General features: G+C 34.2%; 15 protein-coding genes. 10 read left to right on the forward strand and 5 right to left on the reverse strand.

What is annotated here, in order from left to right:
• Together DBX25_RS21110 and DBX25_RS02545 are read left to right on the forward strand one after the other, a co-directional pair.
• The coding region (locus DBX25_RS21110; RefSeq protein ID WP_240620125.1) for an NAD(P)/FAD-dependent oxidoreductase at positions 1-517 on the forward strand (517 nt) is incomplete at its 5' end.
• 246 nt (positions 518-763) lie between these two features.
• Positions 764-1,120, forward strand: coding sequence for a hypothetical protein (locus tag DBX25_RS02545; RefSeq protein WP_108669202.1), 357 nt, complete (start codon positions 764-766; stop codon positions 1,118-1,120).
• 132 nt (positions 1,121-1,252) lie between these two features.
• Here DBX25_RS02545 and DBX25_RS02550 read toward each other — a convergent pair whose 3' ends face one another.
• Positions 1,253-3,931, reverse strand: coding sequence for a P-loop NTPase family protein (locus DBX25_RS02550; RefSeq protein WP_108669203.1), 2,679 nt, complete (start codon positions 3,929-3,931; stop codon positions 1,253-1,255).
• A gap of 376 nt (positions 3,932-4,307) precedes the next feature.
• On the opposite strand from DBX25_RS02550, the gene DBX25_RS02555 reads away from it, so the two are divergent.
• Together DBX25_RS02555 and DBX25_RS02560 are read left to right on the forward strand one after the other, a co-directional pair.
• The gene (locus DBX25_RS02555; RefSeq protein ID WP_108669204.1) at positions 4,308-5,027 is read left to right on the forward strand and encodes a YebC/PmpR family DNA-binding transcriptional regulator; all 720 of its coding nucleotides are present in this window, start codon (positions 4,308-4,310) and stop codon (positions 5,025-5,027) included.
• Positions 5,028-5,098: 71 nt separating this feature from the next.
• Positions 5,099-5,407 carry an MTH1187 family thiamine-binding protein gene (locus tag DBX25_RS02560; RefSeq protein WP_108669205.1) on the forward strand — a complete coding sequence of 103 codons (309 nt, stop codon included), beginning with the start codon at positions 5,099-5,101 and terminating at the stop codon, positions 5,405-5,407.
• Between the two features lie 48 nt (positions 5,408-5,455).
• On the opposite strand, the gene DBX25_RS02565 is transcribed toward DBX25_RS02560, so the two are convergent.
• Positions 5,456-6,652 (reverse strand): DHH family phosphoesterase, encoded by a 1,197-nt coding sequence (locus DBX25_RS02565; protein ID WP_108669206.1) that lies wholly within the window; start codon positions 6,650-6,652, stop codon positions 5,456-5,458.
• A 139-nt stretch (positions 6,653-6,791) separates the two neighbouring features.
• Between DBX25_RS02565 and DBX25_RS02570 the strand changes: the two genes are divergently transcribed.
• Positions 6,792-6,956 (forward strand): YfhD family protein, encoded by a 165-nt coding sequence (locus DBX25_RS02570; RefSeq protein WP_108669207.1) that lies wholly within the window; start codon positions 6,792-6,794, stop codon positions 6,954-6,956.
• Between the two features lie 70 nt (positions 6,957-7,026).
• Here DBX25_RS02570 and DBX25_RS02575 read toward each other — a convergent pair whose 3' ends face one another.
• Positions 7,027-8,298, reverse strand: coding sequence for a sensor histidine kinase (locus DBX25_RS02575; protein WP_108669208.1), 1,272 nt, complete (start codon positions 8,296-8,298; stop codon positions 7,027-7,029).
• A gap of 335 nt (positions 8,299-8,633) precedes the next feature.
• Between DBX25_RS02575 and DBX25_RS02580 the strand changes: the two genes are divergently transcribed.
• Positions 8,634-9,056, forward strand: coding sequence for an Lrp/AsnC family transcriptional regulator (locus tag DBX25_RS02580; protein ID WP_108669209.1), 423 nt, complete (start codon positions 8,634-8,636; stop codon positions 9,054-9,056).
• Between the two features lie 140 nt (positions 9,057-9,196).
• Positions 9,197-9,739, forward strand: a complete 543-nt coding sequence (locus DBX25_RS02585; protein ID WP_108669210.1) for a cysteine hydrolase family protein — start codon at positions 9,197-9,199, stop codon at positions 9,737-9,739.
• Between the two features lie 95 nt (positions 9,740-9,834).
• Here the strand turns inward: DBX25_RS02585 and safA are convergent, their stop codons facing one another.
• Positions 9,835-10,440 carry a SafA/ExsA family spore coat assembly protein gene (safA, locus tag DBX25_RS02590; protein ID WP_240620126.1) on the reverse strand — a complete coding sequence of 202 codons (606 nt, stop codon included), beginning with the start codon at positions 10,438-10,440 and terminating at the stop codon, positions 9,835-9,837.
• A 230-nt stretch (positions 10,441-10,670) separates the two neighbouring features.
• Between safA and DBX25_RS02595 the strand changes: the two genes are divergently transcribed.
• Positions 10,671-11,237: a sugar O-acetyltransferase gene (locus DBX25_RS02595; RefSeq protein ID WP_108669212.1), complete on the forward strand. Its 567-nt coding sequence runs from the start codon at positions 10,671-10,673 to the stop codon at positions 11,235-11,237.
• 50 nt (positions 11,238-11,287) lie between these two features.
• Here the strand turns inward: DBX25_RS02595 and DBX25_RS02600 are convergent, their stop codons facing one another.
• Positions 11,288-11,929 (reverse strand): aspartyl-phosphate phosphatase Spo0E family protein, encoded by a 642-nt coding sequence (locus DBX25_RS02600; protein WP_108669213.1) that lies wholly within the window; start codon positions 11,927-11,929, stop codon positions 11,288-11,290.
• 174 nt (positions 11,930-12,103) lie between these two features.
• Here DBX25_RS02600 and DBX25_RS02605 point away from each other — a divergent pair, with 174 nt between their 5' ends.
• Entirely contained in the window at positions 12,104-12,619 is a 516-nt protein-coding gene (locus DBX25_RS02605; RefSeq protein WP_108669347.1) for a DUF3189 family protein, read from the forward strand.
• 285 nt (positions 12,620-12,904) lie between these two features.
• Positions 12,905-14,173: an ATP-binding protein gene (locus DBX25_RS02610; RefSeq protein ID WP_108669214.1), complete on the forward strand. Its 1,269-nt coding sequence runs from the start codon at positions 12,905-12,907 to the stop codon at positions 14,171-14,173.
• Positions 14,174-14,232: the final 59 nt, after the last annotated feature.

The raw sequence follows: 14,232 nt of genomic DNA on the forward strand, positions 1-14,232 counted from the left end.
TGCTGGTGCTTGGTCAAAAGAGTTATTAGAACCTCTTGGCGTTTCCTTTATGGTGACTCCACAGAAAGCTCAAATTATTCATCTAGAATTGGTTGGTTACTCAACAAATAAATGGCCAGTAGTCATGCCTCCTAATGATCAATACCTTCTTTCTTTTGATGAAGGTCGAGTAGTGATAGGAGCAACCCATGAAAATGATGTCGGTTTTGACAAAAGGGTGACAGCAGGGGGAGTCTTTGAAGTTCTTCAAAAAGCATTATCTATAGCCCCGGGTTTGGCAAGTGGCACTCTACTTGAAACAAGGGTTGGTTTCCGTCCCTTTACTCCTGGATTTCTTCCGGTGATAGGGGAATTGCCGAACATGAAGGGAATCTTGGTAGCCAATGGACTGGGAGCCTCAGGACTGACTTGTGGCCCATATGTAGGGGCAGAGTTAGCAAAAATCGCCCTCGGTCAACCAACAGACATTAATCTTGAGGATTATGATGTACATGCAGCCATCCAACCAAAATTATAGAAATTTGGAAGCAGAGAATAAACACTCTGCTTTTTTACATTTGATTGGAAACAAAGAATTTAACTTCTAATTTTAGAAATTAATCATAATTGCGACTAGACAATACTACAATTATTTCAAACTATTAACCATAATTAAAATAGAACGTAATCTTATCGAAAACCTTCTGTAATCAAACCTCCGTATAATGATAAAGGGTAACGTACATATTTTCCTAAAAATTATAATGAAATACTGGGAGGTCCTATGGAATCATATATAAAGAAATCGTTAGAAGAATGGAAAGAGGAAATTTCAGAGTTATTAAGCGAAATTGATGAAGAATACCAAAAAGTAAAACAAGAATTGAAGCTTTATACATATAAGTATGGCATCACTAAACAAGTCATTCAATCTACACTCAATGATGAACTAATTGAGACGATACGAGAACAATATCATAAGCCATTTGAAGAAAGATACCATGAACTAATGGGTGAAATAAAAGATTTAGAAGAAAAAAGGAAAGTGTTCCAAATGTTTGTCACAAAAATTGATGAGGTTAGTCGAAAAGAAGATTCCAAACAACCTTACATTCCAAATGTGCTACAAACTAGTGGGTGATCATTTAGGGGGTTAATAGCCCGCTCCAAATGTACTTAATCACAATTAACAATTAATACACGAAAAAGAGCATCCATATTGATGCTCTTTTTCGTGTCAATTAGGGTTGTATGGTCTAGCTCTATTAAGTGATCATTTCAATTCCAACATATACTGAAATTGACGTAGCCTAACTTTAAATAAAGTGATTGGATCTTCAAATTCACGTGGATTTTTCCTCATTTGGTTAAGCTGTTGTTTATTTGTCTCGATTTCCTGTCTTGCTTCTTTCTCTGCTGCTATTAAAATATTAGCTGGTTCTCTGAATGATATTGAAATATCTCTTTCAATTGATTGTTCGAACAGTTCAAACTTCTGAAGGAACTTGTCAATTATTAACAGAGTAATATCTTGATAATCTTCTGTTTCAACAAATTTTTTATATTTGTTGTACATCAGTGTTTGATTTTGTGTTATGGCACTAAAAAGCTTTCCAGCACTTTTTAAAAGTACTTGCGAAGGAGTATGACGAAGTAGAATATTGACTTTTTCCAATTGGACACTTGTGGTAAGTCGATCTGCATCTCTTCTCCAGTCATCCAATATTTTTAAGTCACAATTTAGCTTCATTCGATTTTCTTTGTACAAATTATTAAATCCTTCTGCCATTTCATTTAAGAAATATTGACTTCCAGTAAAATCTTCATTAGATGCCTCAATCCATTCATGTAGTAAACGATATGTTTCTGGTAAGATAGTTGTTTGTAGATAAAACTGAACGCGATTGTTCATTTCATCATTCAATTCTAAATGGATTTTCCCAAAATCACTGTCTTCTTTAATAATAGAAGAGCAATCTCGAAGGAGACTTGGTATTTCCTTTTTCAGTTTTTGTCTAACTTCTTCTTTGATTGAGTAATAAGAAGAGGAAATCTTCTTTACATGGTCTTTTTCAAGATCTTTTACTTGGTGAATGGCTCCATTTAACTTTACAACCATTTCTTCATTCCACTGAATGGTATTTTCTAATTCGGTTTCAACCTCTAAACGTTTTCTCACCAAATTTTTAATACTAGTACTAATAACATCTAAAATCTTAAATGTTCGATTAGATTCTATTGTATCCATAGAGATAGAGGCATGAATAGTATCTCCTAATTGCTGAAGACCTTGGATTGAAGGCTGGAAGGACGAATATTTCATGACACTTGCAGAAGGGAAGTATTCTCTTACTGTTAATCCAGCATCTTCGTAGCTTCCACCGTAAACATGTTCTTGAAGACTATTTAGAACGAAATGAATAGGAAGATCTGGAGCATTCTCTTGAATCCTAATTAATAAATCATACTCGGCTTCTGTAAAAGGAGCATCAGCATCCAATATAAATAAAATACTGTCCGCTAAATGATATTCATCCAATCGATCATAATCATTGGAGTTATATAGCATTGATAGTTTATATTGATTTAAAAATGTATTAGGAAGATTTAGTTCCACATGGCTCCGAAAGTTTAAATCATCTAATGTCGATAACGATTTTAATCCTATATTATTTATTTCACAGATGGAGAACTCATCGTTATCTTTAATAGTCCACCCAAGTGAAATTGGGCTCTCTTTAATAATAGATTCACCCATAATCGAGTTAATAAAAGATGTCTTTGAATTATCTGAAGTGCCTGCTATCACTACACGTCGATTTTCAAAATCTAAAAGTTCGCGAACCTGCCAGTTGTGCTTGAAGTTTACTTTTAAATCATGAGCAGTCGCCCATGATGCAATGGAATCAAATAAATCTTGTGTGTCTTCAAGTATATCTAGGTGAAGACTTTGAGATTCATTAATAAGGTGGGTTACTGCATTTATTGACGAATCATCAATGCTTCCGGGGAATAATTCATCCCATGATAAAGCGGCTGAACTAGCCTTTAATGCCCGCGAAGAATCAGTAATATATAGCCAAGCCGTCAATAGATTTGGCATAACATTTGTTAGTTGTTTAATAAAATAATTTCCTTTGAGGAAATGTAAATAAGCTTCCTCAAACAAGGAAGAAAGATCAGGCATGGATTTCCCTCTTATATTTTCAAGGTTAAGAATCAGAGAATTAAATTCATTAATCCATGCTTTATAGTGTTCGTCGCTCTTATAACTGTTCCAGAGGGATACAGCCATTTTTTCAAATAACCCCTCATCAAGATGATATACAGTCGATAACCCTTCTTTGAAATAGGAAGGTGGCAACGATTCTGTATTTCCACTATCGATATAAGATTTTAATACCTCAAACCAGTAGAGGGATTGAGTTCGAATTCCTTCTTGTAAAGCTAAATCAACAGCACTCTTATTGTCTTCCTGCTCTTCAAAGAATGCACGTGCCACTGTAGTTACATTTGGATAATCTGGATTTGCTCCGATAGCTTTTTTAATAATCCCATCCGCAAGCTTCATTTTTCCTTGGTCTATGTATAACGAGAATAATTGCAATGCTACTTCAGAATTAACTGTACTCGATTCATCTGATACAGATTTGTATATTTCTTCAGCTGTTGTAAGTAGGCCTAGCTCCACATAAGCATCTGCCATATTCTTTAGTGCCCATGATGCCAGTTCATTGTCAATATTTTGCCATTTAAAGATAGCAGATTCGAAATCTTTATAATGGTAATAAACTTCACCTTGTGCAAATCGAATTGAGGAGAGCTCCGGAACCTCATTTTGATTTTCATCAAAATATTTCTCCCCTAGTATTTGTACAGGATGACGAGTATCATTTTCCTCTATTAAAGTTTTATGAAATCTTTTATTGATGAGTTGATTATCTAAAGTCATGTCGATCCCCCAATGTTTATTTTCACGTTGTTTAGAATAGGGCTCCAACAATTCTATGAATATCTAGCCGTTTCCATCCATGTATTTTAACAAAGTTCCATTATAATAAGGATTTCAGTTTACTTTCATTTTTGATACAAAATGATTACTTCCTGTAATATTAGTGGTATGGTTTTCCAATTATATAAGATTTGGTTATCTTATCCTTGTAATAAAATGTACCAATCCATTATAGAAGAAGGCTATTCAATAGATTAAACACTTAACAAACCATCTTTTTGAGGTATAATATTATCGAATGTAACATGCCATCTCTAATAGAATAGAGACTAGCCATTACAAAATGTATATATAATGTTGAAAGCGAGTGTTACTAATGGGCCGCAAATGGAACAATATTAAGGAAAAAAAAGCGTCAAAGGATGCTAATACAAGTCGAGTATATTCTAAGTTCGCGTTAGAGATTTACGTAGCTGCAAAGCAAGGGGAGCCGAACCCTGAATCCAATCAGGCTTTAAAGTTCGTGCTTGAGCGTGCGAAGACATATAATGTCCCAAGAATGATTATTGATCGTGCTATTGATAAAGCAAAAGGTGGATCCGATGAAAACTACGATGAGCTTCGTTATGAAGGATTTGGTCCAAACGGTTCCATGATTATTGTTGATGCACTGACAAACAACGTTAACCGTACTGCTTCGAATGTGCGTGCAGCATTTGGAAAAAATGGTGGGAACATGGGAGTTAGCGGATCTGTATCCTATATGTTTGATGCTACAGCGGTATTTGGCATTGAAGGGAAAACAGCAGATGAGGCTCTTGAAATCCTAATGGAAGCAGATTTAGATGTTCGTGATATTCTCGAAGAAGATGAAGCGGTCATTATTTATGCAGAGCCTGAACAGTTTCATGCTGTACAAGAGGCATTTAAAAATGCTGGAATTACGGAATTTACAGTTGCTGAACTGACTATGCTTGCACAAAATGAAATTGAACTATCTGTAGACGGACAAACTCAGTTTGAAAAACTAATAGATGCACTTGAAGATTTGGAAGATGTTCAACGTGTTTACCACAATGTGGATCTAGGAGAGTAATATTTGAAAACAGACCTGTTGTTGAATAGGTCTGTTTATTTAGCTCAAAAACTTTGGAAAGTGGTGCTGAAATGGCAATTGTCGATATTACAATTATTCCCATTGGGACAGAGACAACAAGTGTGAGTGATTATGTAGCTGAGATTCAAAAGGTATTAATGAAGTATAAAGAAGATAAAGGAATTGAGTTTCAACTTACACCAATGAGTACAATTATCGAAGGAGACCTTCCGGTGTTATTCGATACCGTCCAGGCTCTCCACGAAGCCGTATTTAATAAGGGAATCATGCGAATTGCAACAAATATCCGGATAGATGACAGAAGAGATAAAAAGTCTAATATGAAGAGCAAGCTTGAGAGTGTATATAATAAAATGTAAGTAAGTTTGGGCCGGATTCAATGAATCGGCCCTTTTTCATACGGAATGTTAGGATTCACTCTGATGTCTTTTAAAATCTATATCATCCATGAGCCAAGAGTTGTAATGTCTTTTAACATACATTTCTGCTTCTTCAAAAGAAGGAAATATCTCGTTAACCCAATCTTTTTTATGAAGAATTTTCCAACTATTTTCTTTCTGAGTATGAATACTTGTTATTTCTTTGTCATGATTGATGTAAAACGTTCCATGCGAATTTCCTTTTGTATTCTGGGTGTTATCTTGAGCATCTTGCTTCCGTGGCCAAACCTCAAAGGCTGGTGTAACAAAATGATCAAAACCTTCTTTTGTCAAAGTACCACCTGATGCTTTAGGATGCCCACCACCACCATATTGTTTTGCAAATAATGAAACATTTACTTCGTCGTGAATGGTTCGAAATCCAATACGTTTTGTACCAATATTAATTAGTACAATAAGATCTAAGTGAGGATTGTTTCTGTTTAATTCATTTCCAAGTTCAGATTGGTGATTTTCTGCATGAACAATTCCAATACGATATCTTCCTTTTGATTCTTTCGTAGAATAATCATGCCAAATTTCAACCATTTGCCGTTGTTTCCTACGAATGTAACCATTTCTACGGTCCTCTTCCATGGTCAAAATGGTTATTTCCACATCATTGAAGGTAAATTTAGGTTCAGTTTGAAGTCTTGCTTGTATTTTCTGTTCAAATTCCCCTGGTGGAAAAAGGTAAAATAAATCATTTAACCTTTTTGCATTGTTGTTTTCATTCTCAAACCATTCCCACGTATCATACTGCCTTACAAGTTCCACGTATTCCTTAAGCGCACCACTATCCTGTAATAAACCTTTTTCAACTAGATGTTCATAGAATAGGGAAGTGGCGGAAGTAAGTTTTCCATCATCAGCTTTGTCAATCACTTTTGCCCATTTATAACTATTTAAATGAAATGCGGTTGCATGATGATCAATTAAATGAACGGTATGTCCACTTTCAAAAAAGGATTGGATTTTCTTGGCTACATCGTCATTCACAGCAATGTCCGTTATGTATAAAGTTTGATTTTCATCTTTAACTTCATCTAAAAAATGTGAGACTCTTTGGTTAATGGTGTCATGCGAACAATATGTAGCTTTTACCGATTCCTCTCCAAATGCGATTCTGCCGAGCATTCCACATGATTGTCCATCTAAATCATTGTGAGAAAAAATGTGAATCATATTCAAGCCCTCCTAGTGCGATTCCAATGCTTAGTATTTGCTCTCACACTTAATTTAAGACACTTTTTATTTTTGAACATAAAAAAGTTCGTTCTGAACCAATACTATAATCGAACCAAAATTATTAGGAGGGATCGTCATGGGAAGAGGAAATAATCATACATCTTCTAGTAACAATAAAAACTCACTACCTCAAACACCGAAAAACCTAAAAATTGAGCCAAACCGTGTTACGGAAGAATTTGCAGAAGAATTGGCACATCATGGAGCAGCAAGAGAATCTTTAAATAAAAAATCAAAATAATAGTAACAACCTTATTACAATTGAACAGCTCAAAAAATAGACAGCTCTAGGCTGTCTATTTTTGTAGTCGTTATGATTTGTCAACGATTGGGAAGTTTATTGTAAAACATGTTCCTATACCCACTTCACTTTCCACTTTAATATCTCCGCGCATGGCTTTAACAATGCTGTAAACAACCATTGTACCCAATCCGGTTCCTTTGTCTTTTGTTGAGTAAAAAGGGGTTCCTAATCTGTCAATTTGTTCTTCATTCATTCCATTACCTGAATCTTTTATTTTCAATTCGGCTGTGCCATTGTTTTTCTTTAAACTAATTTCAATTATCCCGCCGGATTCCATGGATTCAATGCCATTTTTAATAATATTAACTATACATTGTTGGAGCTTCTGTTTCTCTCCTGCTACATAAATGTCATCCTCAATTTGGACCTTAAGTTGTACATTGTTCATGGTCGCGTATGGATTTACAATTTGAATAATAAAGTCTAAGTGTTTATTTAATTCTAAAATTTCAATATTTTCTAGAGTAGGCTTTGCAAAAGTCAAATAATCAGAAATGATATGTTCAGCTCGGTCTAATTCAGCAATAGCGAAATCGATATAAAGCTTCTTCTCATCGGATGTTAACTCAGGATTTCTCATTAATTGAACAAAACCTTTTGTAACTGTAAGAGGATTTCTAATTTCATGGGCTATACTTGCACCCATATCACTAACCGTTTTTAATTTTTCTAACTTTCTAATTTCCCTGGCGACTGCAGCATTTAGTTTGGATTTTTCAATAAAATTAACAAATAAGATAATTGCAATAGATTGCGCTATAAAAAAAGGGATGATAAATGATAAGTATCTTTGATTGACGATTTCAGAGGAAAGCAAGAATACGATTAACATCAAAAATACCAATCCGAGTAAGGAAGACAAAGTTGCAAGGTATATTCTTTTTTTCATACTAACTGTTTTAATAAATGACGGAATAATGAACCATAAAGAAATTAGCAGAAGAGTAGATACGGTAAATGCACCATACAATCCTTGACCATCTAAATAAAAACGAAAACCTACTAAAATGAAAAATAAAATAACTGCAACTCTCCTACCACCGTACAATGCACCAATAATAAAGGGAACTTGACGCATATCAAAAATATTTCCTTCCGATAATTCGAGTGGGAAGGACATTGAGAGAAGTATCGAAAATCCAGATATTATGATTATTAATATCTCATTAATAATGGGACTCATCTTTCTTTCGATAATCTTGGTATAAAGGTAGAAAAAAGTAAAGACGAAAAAAGTGTTCAATAAAAAGGTTTGAAAATCTTTAATTAAGATACTCATTTTATAATTCCGCCTGACTAAATAAACTTTAATTAAATATAAACTAGATTAAACGCATCATCTAATTATAGTCTAGAGATGGTAATCCATACACCTATAAAGTTCCAGTATATAGAATAAAGAAAAATGTCACAGAATAAATAATCAATAGAAATTACCATCTAACCATGCTAAAATCCTGGTATATTATTCAAGTGATTTAAACCATTCTCTTCTCTTTAACAGACATATACAATTAAGAGTTTAGAATAAAGACTTTCTAGATATTATTTGACAAATTCATGCAAACCATTACATATTTTAATATTGGCAAAAGACGAGGGGGAGTTAGGAAAATGGATGAGGTAGATAAAAAGATCCTTATTGAATTGCAACTAAACGGTAGAAAAACGATGACCGAATTGGGTAAAGTTGTAGGCTTGACTGCACCAGCTGCCACAGAACGTGTCAAAAAATTAGAAGATCGTGGAATCATCAAGCATTATACAATTACAGTCGATCCTCATAAACTTGATAAAATTATTACAGCTTTTATTTTATTTGATACTGAAAGATGCAAACAGTTTGTTGAATTTTGCAAGGGATATCCGGATGTTGTTGAATGTCATAGACTGGCAGGTAAATACAGCTATTTAGTCAAACTGGTTACTTCTTCCGTCCATTCCCTAGAAAGCTTTATTGACTCTACGATGCAATATGGCAAGTCATCTACTTTGTTGGTACTGTCTTCACCGATTGAATCTTCAGTCATAACATAAAATTTCCTTTGTTTTTTTTTACAAGTAAATGTAAAAAAATAACTTTATTTTATAAGTAAATAGGGAAAACTACCTTAGTTTTGTCATTAAGAATTCCTTAAAGATGATATACAATTTAATCATCCAAAGGGGGAATAATAATGATAAAAACATTACCGAAAAATGCAGCCTTAATTATAATTGATGTTCAAAAATTCTTTAATGAGCCAAGATGGGGAAACCGAAATAATCCACAAGCCGAAGAAAACATCGCATCTTTATTGGAAAAATGGAGAGCTTCTGATCGACCAATCTTCCATATCCAGCACGTTGAAGGATCTTATAAACCGGCACATGATTTTAAAGATTTAGTGAAGCCTCTACCAGAAGAGCCTGTAATCAGGAAAGTGGTCAATAGTTCATTTATTGGAACCAATTTAGAAAGTAGTTTAAGAGAACGTCACATTGATACTGTAGTAATCGTTGGATTAACAACCAACCATTGTGTGGAAACGACAACGAGAATGGCGGGTAATTTAGGATTTAATACGTATTTGGTTACGGACGCAACAGCTACGTTTGATCGTAAAGGTCCAGACGGTATTGTATATAGTGCGGAGACTATCCATAATATGACGATGGTCAATTTGAATGAAGAGTTTGCTACGGTTGTTACTACGGAACAAGTTCTTTTAAACTCGTAAATAAAGTAAAGTTGATAAAGTAAATATTAAAAAGGCAGCTTCGGAGCTGCCTTTTTTCGTGCGCTTAGGCTTGGTTCTAACCAAGTTTTATACTTTTATTTACTAATAAATTGTTGTGTCCAGTAGTGGCCATATGATCCACCCTTAGCATAACCTACTCCGATATACGTGAAATTCTTGCTAAGAATGTTTGCTTTATGTCCTGGGCTGTTCATCCATGCTGTCATGACTGCTTGTGCTGTTGTTTGACCTGCAGCGATATTTTCTCCAGCATAGCTATAGCTAATTCCGAAAGACTTCATCATTTGAAATGGAGTACCGTAAGTTGGGCTATTGTGATCAAAATAGTTTTTATCTCTCATATCCTCAGATTTGTATTTTGCTACTCTAGCAAGCTCCCAATCTGATTTTAATGCAGGAAGGCCTACTTTCGCTCTTTCCTGGTTAACTAGGTTTACCACTTGTTGCTCTACCGTTTGAGTCGTACTCATTGGAATATTAATAGTTTGACCAACATAGATCATATTGATGTTGCTAATTTGCGGGTTCGCTTTAATCAATTCTGTAACACCCACTTGGTTCTTAGAAGCAATTTTCCATAATGTATCTCCGCTTACTACTTTATATGTACCCGCTCCTAATACATAAGTGGGGAATAGTAGTGAAAAAGCTAAAACTGATGATAATACTACTTTCTTCATTTTGTCCTCCATTTAATTAAAGTTATTAATCTTGCACTATTTATTTTGCAATAAAATAGACTGTGAGTACATGACCAATATAAGGAAGGTATTGAATGAATTATCAGTTAAGTTACATAAATCTAGAAAAATATATTTTCCAACGGTTTTTTTGGAAGAGCTATATGCTTAAAATAGTATTCTGTTACGTTACTATAGTATATTAAATGAAAAAGCCATGAGGTGGAGCAATGTCAAAAACAGAAAAGGAAAAGATGTTAAGTGGGGAGATGTATAATGCAGCTGACCCACAATTAGTGAATGACCGTGAAAATGCGCGTCGTTTAACAAGAGTTTACAATCAAACACTCGAATCAGAAACTGACATACGAACGAAACTATTAAAAGAATTATTCGGATCTACAGGGAAAAGCTTGTCTGTAGAACCTACATTTCGGTGTGACTATGGATACAACTTACATGTTGGAGAAAATTTCTACGCGAATTTTGATTGTGTCATCTTAGATGTTTGTGAAGTACGGATTGGGGATCATTGCTTTATGGCTCCAGGAGTCCATATCTATACCGCGACACATCCTCTACATCCAGTCGAACGGCGATCTGGAATAGAATTTGGAAAACCCGTAAGTATTGGCCATAATGTTTGGATTGGTGGAAGAGCGGTCATTAATCCTGGAGTTAATATAGGTAACAATGTAGTGATTGCCTCAGGATCAGTCGTGACGAAAGATATTCAGGATAATGTAGTAGTAGGTGGAAATCCAGCACGAATCATAAAGAAAATTGAATGGGAGTAAAAAAGCCGTTGATTCTGCACTAGAATCAACGGCTTTTTTGCTTAAAGGGATTAAATGACAATTTTAAAATGTCCACCTTGATCAAGGTTAGTGATTGAAAGTTTAAGTGAAGTATTATATTTGTTTGCAAGTCCTTTTATAATCCCGTGATTAAAAGATGCTGGGTAATGAGGAGTATGACAAAAAAGTTGCAGTTCACTTCTAATAGCCGTTTCTAGCAAATACTCTCCAATATAAATATTAGATTTATGGTTTAAATAATAAATATAATTCAAGTTAAGCAAGGAATCATAGAAAGTATCAATATCATCAGGATAGATGCATTTTTCTGGAACAAACTCCCCCATATACTCTACTGCATCCCATCCGTACTTATTGGATATGGAGTTAAGTAGTAAATAGACTAAATCTAGTTTGTACCACGTATCATTTTTCACAATACTCTTTTCAAGTATATACGACAGGTCAAATTTTTCCTTTGCAGATACTGCCAGTATATTTTGAATCGCATTTGCATGAACACGTGAGTTTGAATAGTCCATATTGACATTCTTATTTGTCATTCTAGATTGAAAATTGAGCAATCTGTTAAGTTGTTCGCTCAATTGTATTGTATGCTGGGCACTTAAATCATTTAAATCGGTTATTTCATATAACTGTGAACGAATCCTTTCAATTGCCTCATTTATCATTGATAATCTTCCTTTTATCCTAGTAATTTGCTTGAATGAAATGGTAATAATGACAATTTTATCATGGACTTACATACAGCGGCCATTTTAGTTTATCTTTCTATATAAATAAAATTGCAATTAAAAGGAGATAGTATTTGATAAAAATGTAAATTGGGAAGGATAGAGACAGCTATGATTTATATTTATAATGACTTCGGTGGTACCCATACATCTGCGATAGCTGCGGCATACCATTTAAATCTCATAAAAGCTTCTAACAAAACCCTGACAAAAGAAGAGATATTAAGCATACCATTTTTTAATAAATTATCTAAAAAAGATGCAGGAAAAATTATTTTTCATGGGAAAGACGAAGAAAATCATCCAGTTTATACAATTGGAATTCGATATTCAAGGCTTATAGTACCTTCCCTTTTCAATTTCAGTTTGATTTTAGCAGAAAGGTCTCAACTTGAAGAAAAAATCATTTTCTCAAGTACATCTCCAACTGTTCCACTAGCAATGACTTTAGGGGGATTCCTATCAAGAGAATTAGGATTGGATTTTTTGGGGGTACCATTACTCGTAAAGGGAGCGCAGCAGTGTTATAGCCATATATTTCAGTTAGTGGATCAAACTAAACAAATTGCAAAAGAAAAGACGAAGGAACAAATTATCGTTATTGAAAATAAGAAGTTTCAGGCATGATTTTAAACCCGATAAAAAAGACCCAATAAAGACATTAATACTATTTCAGTATATAGATATTATGCATCAATCACATACAATAATCACTTATATAACCCCTACAAAAGTATGTATTTTACTCAATTTCCCACTAAAAACCGCATTGTATTAATTACGGTTTATTTTTTTTGTTTATGGATATAGCTTTCTCTGGTAAAATTTTATAATCAAGGTATAACAAAATGATATACCAGTAGTAAACTCGAGTTAATACTAGTAGCTGAAAAATATAGGAGATTGTAAAAGATGAAGAAAAGTAATAAATTTCTATTATTATATGTATTGATCAGCTGTGTTTTCATCTTAGCTTCAGAAGCTATCATTCATAGATACATCTCACCTAACTTCATCCGTATAGGTGAATTCGGAATTGGATTTATCTTGATTATGGTAACCGCCACTCTTTTTTATCTAATAATGAAAAGGATGGAACAGATGGTACAGCTCAAGAAAGATGAGCAACGACTATCTTCACTAATTAACTCTATGGTTGATTTTGTTTGTTTTAAAGACGGAGAAGGTAGATGGATTGAAACTAATACATATGGCTTAAAATTATTCCAATTAGAACATGTGGATTATAAAGGAAAAACGGATGCTGATTTAGCAAAGTATACTGAGTTCTATCACGATGCACTTCTTTACTGCGTTGGATCCGATGAAGAGGCGTGGAACAACGGAACTGTGACCCGTTGCGAAGAAACCATTCCTTTACCAGGTGGGGGAACCAAAACATTTGATACAATCAAGCAGCCTTTATTCAATCAGGATGGAAGCCGAAAAGGTTTAATCGTAATTGGTAGGGACATAACGGACAAAAAAGTTGCCGAGGAACGACTTTTGCGCACTGAGAAACTTTCAGTAATAGGTGAATTAGCCGCTAGTGTGGGTCATGAAATAAGGAATCCTTTAACTTCATTAAAAGGGTTTACGCAATTAATGAAATCCCAAGACAATAATAATGAATTCTACTACGATATCATGCTCAATGAGTTAGACAGGATTAATGATATTGTCGGTGAACTTCTAATATTAGCTAAACCGCAAGTTCTACAATTTAGCAATAAAAATATTGCTAAAACCCTTCAAGATGTTGTCTCTCTTTTAGAAGTAGAAGCAAATATGATGAATATCAGAATGACTTATGAAAATATAGGTGAATGCTTTATAGATTGTGAGGAAAACCAATTAAAGCAATTATTCATTAATATTATTAGGAACGGAATGGAAGCAGCAGGCGAGAAGGGGATTGTGAAAGTTAGGTTACAGAAACATGAAAATGCTAAAGTGGCAATTACCATAGAAGATAATGGCCCTGGTATTCCAGATGATTTCATGGCAAGGTTAGGAGAACCATTCTACAGTTCAAAAGAAAAAGGCACAGGTCTTGGTCTAACTGCAAGTTTTAAAATTGTAGAACAGCATTACGGGGAAATGATATTTGAAAGTGAACCAAATAATGGTACGAGGGTTACAATTGAATTACCTATTATGATTCAAAAGAATGCTTCATGAAAAAGAGCTCTTGTCATACATTTGACTTGAGCTCTTTTTCATGAATGATATCGTGATAA

It is taken from the genome of Peribacillus acanthi, assembly GCF_003073175.1.
GTDB classification, from domain to species: Bacteria; Bacillota; Bacilli; order Bacillales; family DSM-1321; genus Bacillus_BN; species Bacillus_BN acanthi.